The organism is Delftia sp. Lp-1 (genome assembly GCF_020523835.1).
GTDB lineage: Bacteria > Pseudomonadota > Gammaproteobacteria > Burkholderiales > Burkholderiaceae_C > Comamonas > Comamonas acidovorans.
Window position 1 is genome coordinate 1,709,021 of record NZ_JAJALJ010000001.1, and the last position, 18,908, is coordinate 1,727,928.

At 69.3% G+C, this 18,908-nt stretch carries 17 protein-coding genes; 9 read left to right on the plus strand and 8 right to left on the minus strand.

Translation table 11 applies throughout. From position 1 onward, the window contains the following. Positions 1-10: 10 nt before the first annotated feature. Together LGR64_RS07560 and LGR64_RS07565 are read left to right on the plus strand one after the other, a co-directional pair. Positions 11-1,132, plus strand: a complete 1,122-nt coding sequence (locus LGR64_RS07560) for an alcohol dehydrogenase catalytic domain-containing protein (protein ID WP_034395413.1) — start codon at positions 11-13, stop codon at positions 1,130-1,132. Positions 1,133-1,177: 45 nt separating this feature from the next. Continuing rightward, entirely contained in the window at positions 1,178-2,134 is a 957-nt protein-coding gene (locus LGR64_RS07565; RefSeq protein ID WP_012206377.1) for a sugar-binding transcriptional regulator, read from the plus strand. A gap of 35 nt (positions 2,135-2,169) precedes the next feature. Here the strand turns inward: LGR64_RS07565 and LGR64_RS07570 are convergent, their stop codons facing one another. The 3 genes from LGR64_RS07570 to LGR64_RS07580 all read right to left on the minus strand — a co-directional run bounded on the left by LGR64_RS07570 (position 2,170) and on the right by LGR64_RS07580 (position 4,546). Continuing rightward, positions 2,170-2,817: a LysE family translocator gene (locus tag LGR64_RS07570; RefSeq protein WP_013801705.1), complete on the minus strand. Its 648-nt coding sequence runs from the start codon at positions 2,815-2,817 to the stop codon at positions 2,170-2,172. Positions 2,818-2,923: 106 nt separating this feature from the next. Next, the gene (locus tag LGR64_RS07575; protein WP_013801706.1) at positions 2,924-3,595 is read right to left on the minus strand and encodes a glutathione S-transferase; all 672 of its coding nucleotides are present in this window, start codon (positions 3,593-3,595) and stop codon (positions 2,924-2,926) included. 93 nt (positions 3,596-3,688) lie between these two features. Then, a complete protein-coding gene (locus tag LGR64_RS07580; protein WP_230355167.1) occupies positions 3,689-4,546 on the minus strand; it encodes a LysR family transcriptional regulator in 858 nt (285 codons plus the stop codon). Positions 4,547-4,656: 110 nt separating this feature from the next. Here LGR64_RS07580 and bla point away from each other — a divergent pair, with 110 nt between their 5' ends. Beyond that, complete coding sequence (gene bla / locus LGR64_RS07585) at positions 4,657-5,568, plus strand: class A beta-lactamase (protein ID WP_012206373.1); 912 nt, start codon at positions 4,657-4,659, stop codon at positions 5,566-5,568. A gap of 171 nt (positions 5,569-5,739) precedes the next feature. Here bla and argA read toward each other — a convergent pair whose 3' ends face one another. Then, positions 5,740-7,086, minus strand: coding sequence for an amino-acid N-acetyltransferase (gene argA, locus LGR64_RS07590; RefSeq protein ID WP_012206372.1), 1,347 nt, complete (start codon positions 7,084-7,086; stop codon positions 5,740-5,742). Positions 7,087-7,369: 283 nt separating this feature from the next. Here argA and LGR64_RS07595 point away from each other — a divergent pair, with 283 nt between their 5' ends. The 4 genes from LGR64_RS07595 to LGR64_RS07610 are packed head-to-tail and all read left to right on the plus strand — an operon-like array spanning position 7,370 to position 12,242. Continuing rightward, positions 7,370-8,821 (plus strand): TolC family protein, encoded by a 1,452-nt coding sequence (locus LGR64_RS07595; protein WP_063325732.1) that lies wholly within the window; start codon positions 7,370-7,372, stop codon positions 8,819-8,821. Further along, complete coding sequence (locus LGR64_RS07600; RefSeq protein WP_013801710.1) at positions 8,818-9,867, plus strand: HlyD family secretion protein; 1,050 nt, start codon at positions 8,818-8,820, stop codon at positions 9,865-9,867. Before LGR64_RS07595 ends, LGR64_RS07600 begins: the two co-directional genes overlap by 4 nt. A gap of 13 nt (positions 9,868-9,880) precedes the next feature. After that, positions 9,881-11,095, plus strand: coding sequence for an ABC transporter permease (locus tag LGR64_RS07605; protein WP_230355168.1), 1,215 nt, complete (start codon positions 9,881-9,883; stop codon positions 11,093-11,095). A gap of 1 nt (position 11,096) precedes the next feature. Further along, positions 11,097-12,242, plus strand: coding sequence for an ABC transporter permease (locus LGR64_RS07610; protein WP_230355169.1), 1,146 nt, complete (start codon positions 11,097-11,099; stop codon positions 12,240-12,242). A 62-nt stretch (positions 12,243-12,304) separates the two neighbouring features. Here LGR64_RS07610 and LGR64_RS07615 read toward each other — a convergent pair whose 3' ends face one another. The 3 genes from LGR64_RS07615 to LGR64_RS07625 form a co-directional block, all read right to left on the minus strand. After that, entirely contained in the window at positions 12,305-12,934 is a 630-nt protein-coding gene (locus LGR64_RS07615) for a DUF4124 domain-containing protein (protein ID WP_230355170.1), read from the minus strand. 78 nt (positions 12,935-13,012) lie between these two features. Beyond that, complete coding sequence (locus LGR64_RS07620) at positions 13,013-14,218, minus strand: MFS transporter (protein ID WP_230355171.1); 1,206 nt, start codon at positions 14,216-14,218, stop codon at positions 13,013-13,015. A gap of 51 nt (positions 14,219-14,269) precedes the next feature. After that, the gene (locus LGR64_RS07625) at positions 14,270-15,268 is read right to left on the minus strand and encodes a LysR family transcriptional regulator (RefSeq protein WP_063325727.1); all 999 of its coding nucleotides are present in this window, start codon (positions 15,266-15,268) and stop codon (positions 14,270-14,272) included. 70 nt (positions 15,269-15,338) lie between these two features. Here LGR64_RS07625 and LGR64_RS07630 point away from each other — a divergent pair, with 70 nt between their 5' ends. Then, complete coding sequence (locus tag LGR64_RS07630; protein ID WP_230355172.1) at positions 15,339-16,229, plus strand: amidohydrolase family protein; 891 nt, start codon at positions 15,339-15,341, stop codon at positions 16,227-16,229. Between the two features lie 26 nt (positions 16,230-16,255). Continuing rightward, on the plus strand, positions 16,256-17,251 hold the full coding sequence (locus LGR64_RS07635; RefSeq protein WP_013801717.1) for a tripartite tricarboxylate transporter substrate binding protein: 996 nt from the start codon (positions 16,256-16,258) through the stop codon (positions 17,249-17,251). A gap of 25 nt (positions 17,252-17,276) precedes the next feature. Here the strand turns inward: LGR64_RS07635 and LGR64_RS07640 are convergent, their stop codons facing one another. Continuing rightward, positions 17,277-18,908 (minus strand): gamma-glutamyltransferase family protein, encoded by a 1,632-nt coding sequence (locus tag LGR64_RS07640; RefSeq protein ID WP_230355173.1) that lies wholly within the window; start codon positions 18,906-18,908, stop codon positions 17,277-17,279.

Here is an 18,908-nt window from a genome sequence, read left to right on the forward strand (position 1 = left end):
GGAGAGTTCCATGCAAAACACCCTGCCTGACGCCGCCGATACGAACATGCTGGCCGTGGTCTGCCACGGCCCCAGGGATTACCGGCTCGAACGCGTCGCGCGTCCGCAGGCCGGGCCGCGCGAGCTGGTCATCCGCGTGGCTTCCTGCGGCATTTGCGCGGGCGACTGCAAATGCTGGGCTGGCGCGCCGCGCTTCTGGGGAGATCCGGAAAAAGGCCGCCCCGCCTATGTGCGCCCTCCAGTGATCGCGGGCCACGAGTTCTGGGGCCATGTGGTGGAGGTGGGCGAGGGTGCCCAGGAGCACCACGGCGTGCAGCTGGGTGACCGGGTGATCGCCGAGCAGATCGTGCCCTGCCATGCCTGCCGCTATTGCAGGACCGGCTTTCGCTGGATGTGCGAGGTGCACGATGTCTACGGCTTCCAGGGCCAGGTGGCCGATGGCGGCATGGCCGAGTACATGCGCCTGTCCGCCCGCGCCGTGGTGCACCGGATTCCCGAGAGCGTGGACTTCGAGGATGCGGCCATCACCGAGCCGCTGTCCTGCGCCATCCATGCCGTCAACCGCGGCGACATCCAGCTCGATGATGTGGTGGTCATCGCCGGCGCGGGCACGCTGGGCCTGCTCATGGCCCAGGTGGCGCGCCTGAAGACGCCGCGCCGGCTGGTGGTCATGGACCTGTCGGACCAGCGCCTGGCGCTGGCACGCCGCTGCGGCGCCGACGTGACCATCAACCCCGCACGCGAGGATGCCCGCGCCATCGTGCACGCACTGACCGACGGCTATGGCTGCGATGTGTACATAGAGACCACGGGCGCGCCCTCGGGCGTGACGCAGGGGCTGGACCTGGTGCGCAAGCTCGGCCGCTTCGTGGAGTTCAGCGTCTTCGGGCGCGAGACCACGGTGGACTGGTCCATCATCGGCGAGGAAAAGGAGCTGGACCTGCGCGGCGCCCACCTCAGCGCCCATTGCTACCCCATCGCCATCGACCTGCTGGCGCGCGGGCTGGTCACCTCCGAGGGCATCGTCACCCACCGCTATGCGCTGTCGGACTGGGAGAGCGCCATCCGGGTGGCCGATTCCATGGACTCGGTCAAGGTCCTGCTGCTGCCCCACGCTGGCGAGGCCCGGTGAGCGGCGCTACACTGCGCGCCTTTCCCGGCACCCTTGGAGGCACCCTTGACTGAAAGCGACCTGACGCGACTGGCGACCCTGTACTACGTCGATGGATGCACGCAGGACCAACTGTCCAAGGAGTTCGGCATCTCGCGCGCCACCGTCGGGCGGCTGCTGCGCCGCGCGCAGGAAGAGGGCATCGTCGAGATCCGCGTGCGGCCGCATTCGCTGGTGTCCGCCGACTTGGAGCGGCAGCTGACCGAGCGCTTTCACATCAAGCGCGCGCTGATCGCGGTGGACCACAAGGATGCCGACCGGCAGCGCGAACTGCTGGCAGGCCTGGTGGCCAGCGAGCTGGAGCGCATCCTGGTCGATGGCTCCATCGTGGCCGTGGGCATGGGGCGCAACGTGTCCTCGGTCTCCGAGCACGCCCTGTCCGCCACACGGCGGGAATGCCACTTCGTCAGCGCCATCGGCGGCTCCTACCGTGGCGGGGAGGCGATGAACGCCGACCACATCGCACGCCGCTTGGCCGCGCGCTTTGGCGGCAAGTCCGAATCGCTCTATGCGCCGGCCCTGGTGGGCGATCCGCAACTGCGCAAGGCGCTGCTGGACAACGACACCGTCAGGCACACCCTGGACAAGGCGCGCCGCGCCGACATCGCCCTCATCGGCGTGGGCGATGTCAGCGTGGACAGCAACATGGCCCGCATGGGCTGGTTTTCAGCGCAGGAGATCTCGGACGCCCGGCGCGCGGGCACGGTGGGCGACATGATGGGCTACGACTTCATCGACATCCACGGCCAGCCGGCCGCCACCCCCATGCAGGACCGCGTCATCGGCCTGAGCCGCGAGGACCTGCTGCGCATACCCAACGTCATCGCGGTGGCGGCCGAATCCAGCAAGGTCACGGCCATCCTGGGCGCCCTGCGCACCGGCGCCATCGACACGCTGGCCACCACCACGGCCAACGCGGCGGCCGTGCTGCAGCTGGACGACGTCATGGGGACGACGCGCTGACGCAGTGGGGGAGGCGCGGCTCTTGGGCCGCGCGCCTAGTTCGACGCGCGGCGGTAGAAGGCCAGCGAGCCTGCCAGCGCCAGCAGCATGCCGCCGCACAGGCGGTCCAGCCACATCACGGCCCGCCCGCGCAGCAGCCGCGCGGCGCGTGATCCGGCGAAGGCATAGGCCAGCATCACCAGGAAATCGATGAGCGCGAACACCAGCGCAATGGCGATGTACTGCGGCGCCTGGGCGGCCGCCGGGTCGATGAACTGGGGCAGCAGGGCCGAGCAGAACAGGTAGCCCTTGGGATTGGTCACGGCGACCAGGAACGATTTGAACAGCACGGTACGGGCGCTGTAGCCGTCGGCGCCGGCCTCTGCCTTGCCGTCACCCTGGGGTGCCGACAGCGATCCGCCCTGGCTGCGCAGCATGCGCAGGCCCAGCCAGGCCAGGTAGGCCGCTCCCGCCCACTTGACCACCGAGAACCAGAACTCCGAGGCCGCCAGCAGCGCGCCCAGGCCTAGCGCGACCGCGCCGACCAGCACGAAGTCCGACAGCACGGCGCCCAGCATGCCGGGCAGGGCGCGGCGCACGCCGTGGCGCGAGCCATTGGCCAGGGCCAGAAGCACGGTGGGGCCGGGGGTGATGATCGCGATCAGCGCGACCAGGGAGAAGACGAGCAGGGTGGCGAGGGTCATGTCGGCGAAGGCTCATGCGGTTGGCAACAGCCTGCCACTGTGCCAGCTTTGCCTGCCTTGCGCAGCCCCTGCCGACCCGGGGCAGGGCAAACGGGGCGGGCAGGCGTCAGTCGCTGCCCACGCCGCCGGCGGCAAAGACCGGGCCGCGCGTGCCGGGCACCCAGCCCGGGTAGGTTTCCATCACTTCGGCGAAAAGGGCCGAATCGATCCAGCGCTGCAGCCAGGCCTGCAGGTGCGGCCAGGGCTGCTCGTTCCATTGCGACTCGTCGATGCGCGCGTACTGGCGCACGAAGGGGCGCAGCGCCATGTCGGCCAGGCTGGGGTTCTGGCCGAACAGGTAGCCGGTGGCCTCCAGCTGGTCGTCCAGCTCGGCCAGCCAGGTCAGGGCATCGGCCTGGGCGTGGTTGACCTCTTCGGCCGTATAGCGTTCGGGGTACTTGCAGCGGTCCAGGGCGTGCTTGAAAAAGCCGTCGTTGCGCTCGATCAGCGCCAGCATGTCCGGCAGCGAACCGCTGGTCGGTGCCAGCCAGCCATCCGGGTCATTGGCGCGCAGCGCGTGCAGCATGACATCCAGGCTCTGCTCGATCACGCGGCCGTCCTCCAGCACCAGCACGGGCACCGTGCCCTTGGGCGAGGCATCGAGCAGCGCCTGCGGCTTGTTGCGCAGGTTGATTTCGCGCAGCTCGCAGGCCAGGCCGGCATGGGCCAGCGCCAAGCGGGCGCGGATGGCGTAGGGGCAGCGGCGAAACGAGTAGAGAACCGGCAGGGTCTGGGTCATGGAGCGGGAACGGGGCTAGGGGCCAAAAGCGGCAGATGATAGCGCCGGGGCCAAAGTCAGGCGGCCTGCGGGTCTTGCCGCGGGCGTCCGTGGCTATTGCAGCTGCGCCAGCAGCCATTGCCTGAAGGTCTTGAGCGCCGCGCTGGGTGCCCGCGAGCGCAGGTGGGTCAGCCAGTAGGCGCCCGTGTCCACCTCCTGCTCGAAGGGGCGCACCAGCCGGCCCTGCTGCAGCAGGTGCTGAAACATGCGCGCCGGCAGCAGGGCCACGCCCGCGCCCTGGGCCGCCGCCTCGGCCAGCGTCAGCGAGGAATCGAACATGGCCCCGCGCGCCAGCGGCGCGCTCTGGTCCAGCGTGGCAAACCAGCTCTCCCACTCCTGCAGGCGGTACGAGCGCAGCAGCGTCTGCCCGGCCAGGTCGGCCGGCTGGCGCAGGCGCTGGGCCAGGGCCGGGGTGCACATGGGCGTCAGCGGCGCGCGCAGCAGCAGCTCGGCGCGCGTGCCCTGCCAGGCGCCGTCGCCGAAGCGCACGGCCGCATCCAGCCCTTCGCCGGCCAGGTCCACGCGGTTGTTGTGCGTGAGCAGTCGCAGGTCGATGTAGGGGTGCTGTTGCTGGAACTGGCCCAGCCTGGGAATCAGCCAACCGATGGCGAAGGTGCCGACCACCCCCACGGTGAGGATCTCGCGCGGGCGCGGTTCGGCCACCTGCTGCAGCGAATGCTCTATGCGCGCAAAGCTCTCGGCCACGGCAGGCCACAGCGCATGGCCTTCGTCGGTCAGCGCCAGGCCGCGCGGCAGGCGCCGGAACAGCGGCTTGCCCAGGCGCTCCTCCAGGTTGCGGATGTGCTGGCTGACGGCGGCCTGGGTCACGCACAGCTCGTTGGCCGCCCGCGTCAGGTTGAGATGGCGCGCGGCCGCGTCGAACATGCGCAGGGCATTGAGGGGCAGTTGCATGGTGGAGCCAATAGTTTTTCTAAGGGATGCTGCCAATTATTCACGCTGGTCGCAGCTTGGGTGCGGCGCTATCGTTGCGGTTGTCGATCTGCAACTGAAAAGGAAAAACAATGCAAAGACGTGATTTTCTGATGACGGGCGGCGCTGCCGCCTGGATGGCGGCCGGGCTGGCGGGCTGCGCCCTGCCATCAAAAAAACAGGGGGCTGCCGACCAGGCCTTCAGGACCGAGCTGGCGCGCATCGAGAAAAGTGTGGGCGGCCGGCTCGGCGTGGCCGTGCTGGAGGCGGAGTCGGGCGCCAGCGTGGACCACCGCGGCGACGAGCGCTTTGTCATGTGCAGCACCTTCAAGCTGCTGCTGGCCGCCCAGGTGCTGGACCGCGTGCAGCAGGGCGATGAGCGCCTGTCGCGCCGCGTGCACTACGCCAGCTCCCGGCTGGTTCCCTACTCGCCGGCCAGCGGCCCGCGTGCCGGTGATGGCGGCGGCATGACCATCTCCGAACTGTGCGAGGCCGCCGTGGTGCTCAGCGACAACACCGCCGCCAACCTGCTGCTGGACGCCAGCGGCGGACCGCAGGCGCTGACGCAGTGGCTGCGCGCCAGCGGCGACGAGACCACGCGCCTGGACCGCATGGAGCCCGAGCTCAACGAAGGCCTGCCCGGTGACGAGCGCGACACCACCACGCCCCTGGCCATGGTGCAAAGCATGCAGCGCCTGCTGCTGGGATCGGTGCTGGACGGCCATGGCCGCGCCCTGCTGCAGCAGTGGCTGGTGGCCAGCCGCACGGGCGACAAGCGCCTGCGCGCTGGCATGCCGGCCGGCTGGCGCGTGGGTGGAAAGACGGGCACCGGCGATCGCGGCACGGCCAACGATGCCGTCATCGCCTGGCCCACGCCGCAAAGCGCACCGCTGCTGGTGACCGGCTACCTCACCGAATGCCCGGCCGACGCGCCGCAGCGCGATGCGGCGCTGGCAGCGGCCGGCAAGGCGGCCGCACGCTGGCAGGCAGCAGTGCAAGGCTAAGTTGCGGCACCATGTCGCTTGATTTGGGCGATTTCAAAAAATTGGCGCGGCCTGAAGACGAGAGACACCGAGGAAGGGCCTGGGCCGGCCGCGCCGCCCCCGCACCGAGGGTGTCGCCGGCCGCCCGTATGCCCCCCTCGTGAGGGGGACGGCGCACAGCGCCTCAGGGGGTTACAACTTCTTGACCAGGACCTGACTTTTGCGGTCCCAGTTGTACTTGGCCTTGCGCGCCTCGGGCAGCCAGTCGGGGTCCACGGGCTGGAAGCCGCGCTTGATGAACCAGTGCATGGTGCGCGTGGTCAGCACGAACAGGCTGTCCAGGCCCTGGGCCTTGGCGCGCTGCTCTATGCGCTTGAGCAGCTTCTCGCCATCGCCCGTGCCCTGGCTCTTGGGCGAGACGGTGACGGCCGCCATCTCGGCGGTCCGGGCGCTGGGGTAGGGGTAGAGCGCGGCGCAGCCGAAGATCACGCCATCGTGTTCGATGATGGTGTAGTGGGCGATGTCGCGCTCGATCTCGGTGCGGCTGCGCTTGACCAGGGTGCCGTCCTTCTCGAAGGGCTCGATCAGCTGGATGATGCCGGCCACGTCGTCGGGCGTGGCCTCGCGCAGCTCTTCCAGCTTCTCGTCGATGATCATGGTGCCGATGCCGTCGTGCACATAGATCTCCAGCAGCAGGGCGCCGTCGATGGCGAAGGGCAGGATGTGGCTGCGCTCCACGCCGTGCTCGCAGGCATGCACGCAGTGCTGCAGGTAAAAGCCCGTGTCCGTGGGCTGCTCGGGCGTGGGCAGCTCGGCCAGCATGCGGCGGGCCGTGGCCAGCGGCAGCTCGGTGTCGATGGGGTTGGTCTCGTCGGCCGGGCCCGTGGGGTCCATGCGGATGCCCGGCACCTCGGTCATGAAGATCAGCTTGTCGGCCTTCAGCTCGATGGCCACGCGCGTGGCCACCTCTTCCATGCTCAGGTTGAAGGCCTCGCCGGTGGGCGAGAAGCCGAAGGGCGACATCAGCACCATGGCATCCATGTCCAGGGCGCTGCGGATGCCGCTCACATCGACCTTGCGCACCAGGCCCGAATGCTTGAAATCCACGCCGTCCACGATGCCCACGGGCCGCGCCGTGAGGAAGTTGCCCGAGATCACCCGCACCCGCGCGCCGGCCATGGGCGTATTGGGCAGGCCCTGGCTGAAGGCGGCCTCGATCTCGTAGCGCAGCTGGCCAGCGGCTTCCTGGGCGCAGTCCAGCGCCACGGAGTCGGTGATGCGCACGCCGCGCGAGTACTGGGCCTCATGGCCCTTGGCGGCAAGCTGTTCGTTGACCTGGGGACGGAAGCCATGGACCAGCACGATCTTCACGCCCATGGCCTGGATCATGGCCAGGTCCTGGACGATGGAGCTGAGCTTGCCCGATGCGATGGCCTCGCCCGTCAGTCCCACCACAAAGGTCTGGTGTCGGAACTTGTGGATATAGGGAGCCACGGACCGGAACCAGGGGACGAAGGTGAAGTTGAAGACGGTGGACATGGTGGTCAGTCGGGGCATCGGGCCGATGCCGGGCAGAAAAAAAAGGCCTGCGGACAGGTCCGCCAGGACATGCTCGCGCAGGCAGGCGCCAGTGTAGCGGCATGGCGCGGCACCTGCGCACAGAAATGGGATGGAACGCCACGCAAATCGGCCCTGCTGCACAGTGCCGGGGGCACAAGGCACAGGACCTTGTCCGACGGGGGCCCGCCTGCAAGCCCGTGTAAGCTTCGCCACCATCGGTGAACCACGCAAGGCGCCCCCATTCATGCCATTGAGCGCTTCCATGTTTTTTCCGTTGCTTGCGCGGCCCGCGCGCCTTGTGCCGTGGCTGGCGGCGCTGGGCATGGTCGCAGGGGCAGCCCAGGCTGCAGGGGAGGCTCCGGCCTCCCAGGCCGCCGCCGCGATGAGCTTCGTGCAGGCCCGCCAGGCGCTGCTGCAGGGCTCCGACCAGCTGGCCGCCTCGGCCAAGGCCGTGGAAAGCGCGCGGCTCAGACGCCAGGGTACGCAGGGGCTGGGCGGGCCTTCCGTGGCCATCACGGGCCTGGGCTACCGCTACTCGGCCAATGCCGACATCGATCTCGATCCTGCGCGGCGCACCCTGGACGGCGTCCTCGGCCAGCTGCCGCCCTCGGTGGGGCCGGCCATTCCCTCGCTGCCGCAACTGCCCACCTCCTATGCCTTGCAGCGCAAGAGCACGAATGCCTCGGCCAGCCTGTCCCTGGTCTGGCCGCTGTACCTGGGCGGCCTGTCCGATGCGGTGCGCAGTGGCCTGGACGCTGCCACCGACGAAGCCCTGGCCGATGCCGCCAGCAGCAGCCACGCGCTGCATTCGCTGCTGGTGCAGCGCTACTTCGGCGCCCAGCTGGCCGAGCGGGCCGCACGGCTGCGCGAGCGTGCGCTTGAAGGCGTGCGCGTGCATGACACGGCGGCGCAAAGCATGCTCAAGGCGGGCGTGATCTCCCGGCTGGAGCGCCTGCAGGCCCGTGCCGCGCTGGCCGACGCCGAGCAGCAGGCGCGCAAATCGCGCGACGACGCAGACCTGGCCGCAGCGGCGCTGGCGCGCACGGTCAAGGCGCAGCGGCAGGTGCTGCCCAGCACGCCGCTGTTCGTCAGCAGCCGGCCTCTGCCGCCGCTGGACGGCTTCGTCGCCACGGCCCAGTCGCACCATCCGGGTCTGGACAAGGTGCAGGCCAAGAAGCGCCAGGCCGAGTCCCTGCACGACGCGCAGGAGGCGCTGCGCCGGCCGCAGCTGCTGGCCTTCGGTTCGCGCGAGGTCAACACCAGCGGCAAGCCCAACTGGGTGGCTGGCGTGGCCGTGCGCTGGACGCTGTGGGACAGCATCGACCGCGATGCGCTGGCCGCCTCCTCGCAGCGCAAGATCGAGCAGGCCGAGCTGACCGAGGCCCAGGCGCTCAGCGACATCGCGCTACTGGTCGAGAAGAACTGGCTGGGCGTGGAGCAGGCACGCCGCCAGTACCAGGCCCAGCAGGCCCAGGAGGATCTTGCGCGTGAGCTGCTGCGGCTGCGCGAGGCCGGCCTGCGGGAAGGCACCAGCACCACGCTGGACCTGATCGATGCCAGCCTCAATCTCGCCAAGGTCCAGACCCAGCGCGCCGAACTGGCCAACCAGTATGTGCAGGCCCTGGCCGCACTGCTGGAGAGCACGGGCCAGAGCGAGGAATTCGACCGATTCATGGCCCAGGCCGACATACAGATCCCACCCGACGCACCATGAGCACAGCCACGCCCGACCATCCCCGCAGCGCCCCCGAAGCACCCGGCCCCGCGCCCGTGCCGCCGGGGCGCAGGCGCCCCTGGCTGGCCCTGGCCATCGTGCTGGCCGTGCTGCTGCTCGTGGCCTGGGGCTTTTGGCGTGCGGCGCAGCCCGCCCCCCTGTATTTCCAGGGCCAGATGGAGGCACGCGAGACCGACATCGCGCCCAAGGTCACGGCGCGCATCGCCAAGGTGCGGGTCACCGAAGGCCAGAAGATCCAGCCCGGCGATCTGCTGGTGGAGATGGACAGCCCCGAGGTGCGCGCCAAGCTGGCCCAGGCCGAGGCCGCCCGCGATGCCGCCCAGGCCCAGGCCGACAAGGCGCAGGCCGGCGCCCGCCCGCAGGAAGTGCAGATGGCGCGCCTGAACTGGCAGCGCGCCCAGACGGCCGCCGACCTGGCCCAGACCTCGCTGCGCCGCGTGCAAAGCCTGTTCGACCAGGGGCTGGTTGCGGCCCAGAAGCGCGATGAAGCCGATGCCAACTGGCGCGCCTCGCGCGACCAGGCGCTGGCCGCGCGTGCGCAGTATGAAATGGCGGCTTCGGGCGCGCGCCAGGAGGATCGCAGTGCCGCCCAGGCCCAGGCACGCCAGGTGCAGGGCGTGGTCGCCGAGGTGGAGGCCGCGCGTGCCGAGACCGAGCTGCGCAGCCCCGTGGGCGGCGAGGTGGTCCAGGTGCTGGCCCGCCAGGGCGAGCTGTCCCCGCAGGGCGTGGCCGTGGTCACCGTGGTGGATTTGGCCGACCAGTGGGTGGTGCTCAATGTGCGCGAGGACCAGCTTGCACGCTTTGCCCAGGGCAGCCGCTTCACCGGCCGCCTGCCGGGCCTGGACAACCGCGAGGCCGGCTTCGAGGTCTACTACCTGGGTGTGCTGCCCGACTTCGCCACCTGGCGCGCCACGCGCGCCGGCCAAGGCTTCGATGCGCGCACCTTCGAGGTCCGCGCGCGGCCGCAGCAGCCCATTGCAGGCGCGCGGCCCGGCATGAGCGTGGTCGTGGAAGGCGGCCGTTGAGCGGCCGGCGGCAGTGAGCGCGAACCCGCCCACGGCCTTTGCCGCCAGCCTGCGGCGCGAATGGCGTCTGCTGCGCGGGCGGCCCTGGGACCTGGCCATGGTCAGCTGGGTGCCGCTGCTGGCGCTGCTGCTCATGGTCTGGATCTTCTCGGCAGGCCTGGTCCAGCGCCTGCCGGTCGCCGTCTGGGACCAGGACCACAGCGCCCTGTCGCGCCAGCTGGTGCGCATGCTGGATGCCACGCCGGGCCTGGCCGTGCAGTCGCAGGTGCTCAATGCCTCGGAGGCGCAATGGGCGCTGCAGTCCATGAATGCCTACGCCGTGGTGCAGATCCCGCCCGGCTTTGCGCGCGATATCAAGCGGGGCCAGGGGGCCGACGTGGTGCTCATGCACAACGCCCAGCTGGCCACGCATTCCAGCCTGATCCAGCGCGACCTGCGCCAGGTGGTGGGAACGCTGTCGGCCGGCGTGGAAATGCAGGCCCGTGCCAAGCGCGGCGACCCGGCCCAGGCGCTGCGCGTGCGCATGGAGCCCATACGCACCAACCTGGTGTCGCTGTTCAACATCTCCACCAATTACGAGCAGTTCCTGGCGGCGGCGCTGATTCCCGCGCTGCTGCACATCCTGGGTATGACGGCCGGCGCCTGGTCCGTGGGGCGCGAGCTGCGCGACCGCACGCTGGGCCAGTGGATGGCCGAGGCTGCGGGCCCGGGAAAGCCCGGCTGGAGCGCCATTGCGGGCGCCTTGGCGGGCAAGCTGGCGCTGTCCTGGGCCAGCCTGGGCCTGGGCGGTACGCTGGCCATGCTGTGGCTCACGGCCGGACGGGGCTGGCATCCGGGGCAGGGCGCTGCCAGCCTGGCCTGGGTGGCGCTGGCCCTGCTGCTGCTGATCGCCGTGAGCCTGGCGGCCGGGGCGCTGCTGGCGGCGCTCACGCTGTCGCTGCGCACGGCGCTGTCGGGCGCGGGCCTGCTGTCGGCGCCGGCCTTTGCGTTCAGCGGCGTGGGCTTTCCGCTGCTGGCCATGCCGGATTCGGCGCGTGCCTGGGCCCTGTCCATGCCCTATACCCACTATGCGCGGCTGCAGATAGAGCAGTTGCAGATGGGCGCGCCCATCGTGCAGAGCCTGCCCGTGGTGGTCGGGCTATTGCTGGCCGCGCTGGTGTTGCTGTTGCTGGCCACGGCAGGCCTGGCGCGCGGCCTTTCCCGCCCCGACAAATGGGGAGGGCGCTGAGATGGCCAGGGGCTTTGCGCATGACTTCATCAGCGCCCTGCGTGCCGTGTTCGGCGACGTGGGCGTGCTCATGCTGCTGGTGGGGGCGCCCGTGCTCTACGGCTTCTTCTATCCCTGGTTCTATGGGCAGGAGGTCGTGCAGCGCGTGCCCGTGGCCGTGGTGCAGCACGACGCCAGCGGCCTGGCGCGCCAGATGCTGCGCTTTGCCCAGGCCAGCCCGCGCATCGAGGTGACCCTGGTCACGGGCGACGAGGCCCAGGCGCAGCAGGCCCTGCTGGATGGCCGCGTCATGGGCTACGCGCTGCTGCCGCGCGACCTCAAGCGCCGCGTGGTGCGCAGCGAAGAGGCCGTGGTCCCCGTCTATGCCAACGGTGCCTACCCGCTGGCCGCCAAGCAGGTGCAGTACGGCTTTGCCGAAGCCTTCGGCACGGTCTCGGCAGGCGTGGAGCTGCGGCGGCTGACGGCCGGCGGACAGAGCGCGCTGCAGGCCCAGGCCAGCCGCTCGCCCGTCAACCTGCAGATGCAGGCCCTGTTCAATCCGACGGAAGGCTACGGCAGCTTCGTCGTCGCCGCCGTGGCCATCATCATCCTGCAGCAGACGCTGCTCATGGGCGGCGCGCTGCTGGTGGGAACCTGGCGCGAGCAGGGATTGGACAGGGCGCCGGCACGCACCTGGCTGGCTCGGCTGCTGGCGCTGTGCACGCTGGGCTGGCTCTCGGGCCTGTACTACTTCGGCTGGATTTTTGTCTGGCACGACTATCCGCGCGGCGGCAATCCCTGGGGTGCGCTGGCGCTGCTGGCCGTCTTCGTCCCGGCCGTGGCGGGAGCGGCGGCGCTGCTGGGCTGGTGGCTGGCCAACCGCGAGCGCGCCATGCAGGTGGTGCTGTTCACCTCCATCCCGCTGGCCTTCGTCGGCGGCTTCAGCTGGCCGGCCGAAGCCCTGCCGCAACTGCTGCAGGCGCTGCGCTGGCTGTCGCCCAGCACGGCGGCCATCCAGGCCTCGCTGCGACTGAACCAGGCCGGCGCCCCGCTGGAGGCGGCGCTATGGCATCTGTCCGTGCTGCTGGCCCTGGCGCTGCTGGGCTGGGTGGCCGTGCTCTGGCTGGGCAGCCGCCGCGTGGACCTGCCCGAGGGTGGCCGCAAGTAGCCTGGTGCTGCGTCCAGCACAGGTCCGCCTTGGCGGGCCCATCATGGGTTGGATGGCGCTGCTCAGTCGCAGCGAATCGTGTCGCCTTCCAGCAGGCAGATCAGCCCGTTGTAGGCGGTCAAGGTGTCGCGATACCGGCGATAGAGGTTGCCTTTGATGTCGAAGCAGCTGTCTGCCTTGCACCGGTCGAGCTTTACGGTGCGGGTGCCGGCGGGAGGGGTCAGGACAATCTTGGGTGGCTCCTGGAGCAAGGGCATATTCGTGCCGCAGGATGCGTTCACGTTGGAGATCTGCGCATTCATGCGCATGCGCTTTTCGCCTTCGGAGAGACTGCGGATGCTGGAGACGAATTCCAGCTCCTTGCGAGCCTGGCTGCAGCCCGGGGAGGCTGATGCAGGCGTGGGCTGCTGCGCCTGCTGGTCGATCATGCGCTGCTGGCTATCGATCTGGCGCCGCTGTGCGTCTACGGCCTGCTGGCGGTATTTGCGCTCATTGGCCTGCGCGGCCTCGGCGCGCTCCTGGAGAATCTCCGCATCCGTCTTTCGGCGCTCGATCATGCCGCCGACTTGCGCGCTGCTGCATGGACGGTCGGAAAAATTCATTTCTCCGGATGGATCCTTGCATTGATAGATCTGCGCCATGGCTGGAACTGCGAATGCCAGGCCGCACAACAGTGCAATGGCTTCACGCATGGATTCTCTCCACAAGAGGTCTGGACCACGATTTCCGATGGCCTGGCATGGCGTCCGTTCCGACATGCGCTTCACACTTCAGGCCGGCGCGCCCGCGCCGCGACCCCGTCCCTGCACGGCCAGCATCAGGAGCACCACGCCCACGATGGGCAGCAGCCAGGTGTTGATGCCGTCCCAGCCGGCCGTGTGCAGCAGCTGGCCCGAGCCGAACGAGGCCACGGCCACGGTGCCGAAGACCAGGAAGTCATTGAGGGCCTGCACCTTGGCGCGCTCGGCAGGGCGGTAGCACTCGGTGACCATGGCCGTGGCACCGATGAAGCCGAAGTTCCAGCCCACGCCCAGCAGCACCAGGGAGCCCCAGAAGTGCAGCAGCTCCAGCCCCATCAACGCCATCAGGGCCGAGGCGGCGATCATCACCAGCCCCAGCGCCGTGATGCGGCGCTTGCCAAAGCGCGCGATCAGCCGGCCCGTGAAGAAGCTGGGCGCGAACATGGCCAGCACATGCCACTGGATGCCCAGCGCCGCCTCGCCCACCGTGTGGCCGCAGCCCACCATTGCCATGGGCGCGGCCGTCATCAGAAAGGCCATGAGGCCGTAGCTGACCACGCCGGCCGAAGCCGCGACGATGAACTGGGGCGTGCGCGCAATCTCGGCCAGCGGCCGGGCCTCGCCCGCCACGGCGCGGGCCTGGGGCGGCGGCAGCTTTAGGCCCAGCAGCAGCGGCAGGGCCAGCAGGGCGAGCACGGCCTGGCTGTAGAAGCTGCCTGCGAACGGTGTCATGGGCAGGGCGTCGCGCGTCCAGATCACCACCTGCGGGCCGATGATGGCCGCGATCAGCCCGCCGATCATCACGCGCGAGATGGCACGCGCCTGCTCGGCGGGGTCGGTCATGGCGTCGGTGGCGGCAAAGCGGTAGCTCTGCACGCAGGCCGCGTAAAAGCCCGCCAGCGCCGTGCCGATGCAAAAGGTCACGAAGTCCGATTGCGCAATGCCCTGGGCCGCGATCACGCCCGAGACCACGCCCAGGATGGCACCCAGCACATAGGCCGTGCGCCGCCCCATGCGCTGCATCAGCCAGGCCGCGGGCAGCGTGGACAGCGCCAGGCCCAGCTGGTAGATGCTGACCGGCAGCGTGGTGGCCGTGGGATTGGTGGACAGCTGCTGGCCGACCAGGCCGCCCAGCGAAATGATGATGGGCGGCGACGCGCCCCCCAGCGATTGCGCGGCCACGAGCAGGCCGAGGTTGCGGCGCTGCAGCGCTGGAGTGTGTTGTTCTGAGGTCATGGCTTGTGCGGCGGAAAGACCGCATCTTCACCGAAAAGCATGAGGGCTGGGTTAAGCGTTGTTCCGTGTGCCCGCCCTGTCCAGGCGCTGCTGGAGCAGGGATTTGCTGTACGCCTCCTGGAAGATCTGGTGGATCAGCTCCCTGAACCATTTGTGCCCCGCGTCATGGTCGTTGCGCGGATGCCAGACGGCGTCGATGGACAGGGCCAGCTCGGGCAGGGGCATGGGGCGCGCCACGCAGTTGGAGCCGGACAGCACGCTGTGCATCCAGTGCGCGGGCATGGCGGCCACCAGGTCGGTGGATTCGATGACGGGCACCATGCCCAGCCAGGTGGGCACCTGGAACATCACGCGCCGCGCCAGCCCGCGCTCGGCCAGGAGCTCGTCCACGATGCTGCTGCCCACGCCCGTGACCTTCAGGTGGCCTTGCTCCAGGTATTTCTCCAGCGTGAGCGGGGAGGCGGCGGCCGGATGGTCCTTGCGCATCAGCACCATCCACTGGTCGTCCAGCAGGCGCCGGGAGGCCGACAGCACCGAGCGACCGCGCGAGACGGAAAGGCGGATTTCCACGCCTTCGTACTCGACGCGGTCCGAGGGCTGGCGGCCGTCGAAGGACTGCACCGACAGGCTGATGCCCGGCGCCACCGCACGCAGATGGATGCACAGCTGCGGGAGCAGCAGCACGCCCACGTAGTCGGACAGGCGCAGGTGGAAATTGCGCCGCGCCGTGGCCGGATCGAATCCCTTGCTGACCTCGATGGCGCTTTCGATCTCGCTGAAGGCCTTGCGGAAGCTGCGCGCCAGGCGCACGGCCTCGGGCGTGGGCGACATGCCTTCGGCCGTGCGCAGCAGCAGCGGGTCGTTGAACTGGGTGCGCAGCCGGCGCAGCGCATGGCTGACGGCCGAGGAGGTGATGCCCAGCCGCGCTGCGGCCTTGCCCACGCTGCGTTCTTCCACCAGGGCCTCGAAGATCACCAGCAGGTTGAGGTCGATGCTGCGCAGGTTGACCGGAGCCCGGGGCGCGCCTTCCGCATGTTGAATGCTGTTCATTTTGATGATGACAAAGATGAGCTTGACTGAATTTTACGTGCGTCACGACAATGCACCAGCTTTGAAATGAATGCCCATGAATTCACCCAGTTTCAACCGCTGTGCCGGTGATTCCGACGCAGCAGAAAATCCAGCGGAGCAATATCTGTTTCCAGAAAATTCTTGCGATACCCATTTCCATGTATTTGGTCGTTCCGATGATTTTCCGTTGATTGCGGAGCGCGCCTATACACCGGCTGTCGCGTCCATGGACGGTTATTGGAAAGCCTTTCGCCCATTGGGCGTGGACCGCTGCGTTCTGGTCCAGCCCAGCGTGTATGGCCGCGACCACGGCCTGCTCAAGCAGACGCTGCGCCATGCCGAGGCGGGCCGCATGCGTGGCGTGGCCGTGATCTATGAGGACACGCCGGATACGGAGATCGAAGCGCTGCACGCCCTGGGCGTGCGGGGCGCACGGTGCAATGCGCTGTTTTCGGGCGGGGTCTCCGTCTCCAGCCTGCAGGCCGTGGCCGACCGCATCCGGGGCCTGGGCTGGCATGTGCAATTGCTGGTGAACGTGGATGAAGACCCTGGCCTGGCGCAGCGCGTTGCCGACATGGGCGTGGCCGTGGTGGTGGATCACTTCGGCCACCCGTCGCGCCAGCTGGGCGCCGGCGGGCCGGGCAGCCGCAACCTGCAGGCGCTGATGAAGGAAGGCCGGGCCTGGGTGAAGTTCTCGGGCGCCTACCGGATATCGGCAACGGCATCGGCCGTTGACCCGGCCGTGACTCCCATTGCACATGCCCTGGTGCAGGCCAATCCGCATCGGATTGTGTGGGGGTCGGACTGGCCGCATCCCGGAATAAAGGCCCGTTCGAATTCCGCTGGCGAATTGGCGCAGGCATTGGTGGATTGGGTTCCAGAGGAATACAGACGCACGGTATTGGTCGATAATCCCGCGCGCCTGTATTGGGGTCATTGATTTTCAAATAGCAGGAGACAGAGAAAATGAATCGAATCACATCGGGCCGCAGAGGCTTTATCCGCACGGCGGTATCTTTCGCGGCGCTGGCTGCGGCATCGGCTGCATCGGCAGTGCAGGCGCGCGCATTTCCGGCCAAGCCGCTCACGCTGGTCGTGCCCTTTGCGCCGGGCGGCAACGTGGACATCGTGGCCCGCACGCTGGGCATTCCGCTGGCCCGGCATGCGGGGCAGTCCGTGATCGTGGACAACCGTGCGGGCGGCGGAGGTGCCGTGGGTTCGGGCTGGGTGGCGCGCGCCGAGCCGGACGGGCATACGCTGCTGGTGGCCACGCCGGGCCAGTTGGGCACCTTGCCCGAGATGATCAAGCTGCCCTACCGCGCCGACAGCTTTGCGCCCATTGCCGTGGTCAGCCGCACGCCCGTGGTCGTGGTGGTGCGCGCCAACGACGCGCGCTTCAAGACCGCTGCCGATTTCATCAAGGCGATGAAGGCCAAGGATGGCAGCGTGACCGTGGGCCATGCCGGTCCGGGCTCGCCCAATCACCTGGCCGTGCTGCAGCTGGAAGATGCCGTGAAGGTGCGCGTCAATCCCGTGCCCTACAAGGGATCGGGGCCGGCCCTGGTCGATCTGATCGGCGGGCAGATCGACGCCGTGGTGGACCAGATCACCAGCTCCACGCCGCATATCAAGAGCGGCGCCCTGCGCGCGCTGTTCGTGCTGGGGCCGCGCGCCGGGGGCGGGCTGGCCGATGTGCCCGACCTGGCCCAGCTGGGCCTGCCGGTGTTCGATGCCACCACCTTCGTGGGCGTGTTCGCGCCCAAGGGTGCGCCCACGGCCAGCGTGGACAGCCTGTATGGCTGGATCTCCCAGTCTGTGGCCGACCCGGAGTTCAGCCGCCTGATCCGCGAGCTGGGCAGCGAGCCCTTCCCGGCCAGCGCGGCCGTGCTGCAGCGCCTGGTCAGCGAAGAAGCCGCGCTGGCGGCGCGGCTGACCCGGCAGGGGCGTCTGCGCGCGGAGTAGCCGCCGCGCGCACTTTCCTGATCCTCTAGTACCCGGCCGCTAGCCCGTCGCGGCGCGGGTCGCTGGCGATCTGGTAGCCCTCCACGGCGGGATCGCCCATGCGCCAGATGAACTGGCCGGCGCCGAAGTCCTGGTAGGGGTCGTGGATGACCTCCACCTGATGGCCCAGCGCCTGCAGGCCGGCAATGGTGGCCGGGTCCATGCCGCCTTCCACGTTGATGGCCAGGCCTTCGTTGACGCGCCAGCGCGGCGCATCGCAGGCCGCCTGGGGCGACTGGCGGTAGTCCAGCATGCGCACCACAGTCTGCATGTGGCCCTGGGGCTGCATGTTGCCGCCCATGACGCCGAAGCTCATCACGGGCTGGCCGTCGCGGGTCAGGAAGGCCGGAATGATGGTGTGGAAGGGGCGCTTGCCCGGGCCCACCAGGTTGGCGCGGTTGGGGTGCTGGGGGTCGGTGCCGAAGCCGTGGCCGCGGTTTTGCAGGCTGATGCCGAAGCTCGGCTCCACCACGCCCGAGCCAAAGCCCGAGAAGTTGCTCTGGATGAAGCTGACCATCATGCCGTTCTCGTCGGCTGCCGTCAGGTAGATGGTGCCGCCGCGCACGGGGTTGCCGGCCTTGAAGTCCTGCGCACGGCGCGGATCGATCAGCCTGGCGCGCGAGGCCAGGTAGGCGTCGTCGAGCATCTGTGCGGGCGTCACCTCCATGTCCGCGTCGGCCACGTAGCGGTAGATGTCGGCAAAGGCCAGCTTCATGGCCTCGATCTGCAGATGTTGGGAGGCCACGCCATCCACGGGCAGGCTGGCCAGGTCGAAGTTGGACAGAATGCCCAGCGCAATCTGCGCGGCAATGCCTTGCCCGCCCGGCGGGATCTCGTGCAGCGTGTGGCCGCGGTAATCCTTGGCCAGCGGCTGCACCCATTGCACCTCGTGCGCGGCCATGTCGGCCATGCCCAGGCAGCCGCCGTGCTGCTGCACGAACGAGGTCACGGCCCGGGCAATCTCGCCTTCATAAAAGGCCTTGCCGCGCGTGGCACCAATGGCGCGCAGGGCGCGCGCTGCGGCGGGAAAGCGGAACAGCTCGCCCACTTCCGGCGCGCGGCCCCGGGGCAGGAAGCTTTCCCTGAACCCCGGCTGCGATTGCAGCTCGGGCGCGCCTGCGGCCCATTTCTGCTGGACCACGGGCGGCACCAGGTAGCCGCGCTCGGCGATCTCGGCGGCCGGCTCCATCAGCGCGTCAAAGGGCAGCTTGCCGAAGCGCTCGTGCAGGGCCACCCAGGCGCTGACGGCGCCTGGCACGGTGATGGAGTCCACGCCCCGGCGCGGCGGCTTGTCCTGGCGACCATAGCGCTGGTGGAAGTACTCGGGCGCCCAGCCCTGCGGTGCGCGGCCGCTGGCGTTGAGCCCGTGCAGTTCCTTGCCATCCCAGAGGATGCAGAAGGCGTCCGAGCCCAGGCCGTTGCTCACCGGCTCGACGATGGTCATGGCCGCCGCCGCCGCAATGGCCGCGTCCACCGCGTTGCCGCCTGCCCACAGCATGCGCAGGCCGGCCTGCGCCGCCAGCGGGTGGGAAGTGGACACGGCATTGCGCGCGAACACGGGCACCCGCCTGGAGTCGTAGGGATTGCCGGGAGTGAAGGGAGAGGAAGAGGCGTGCAT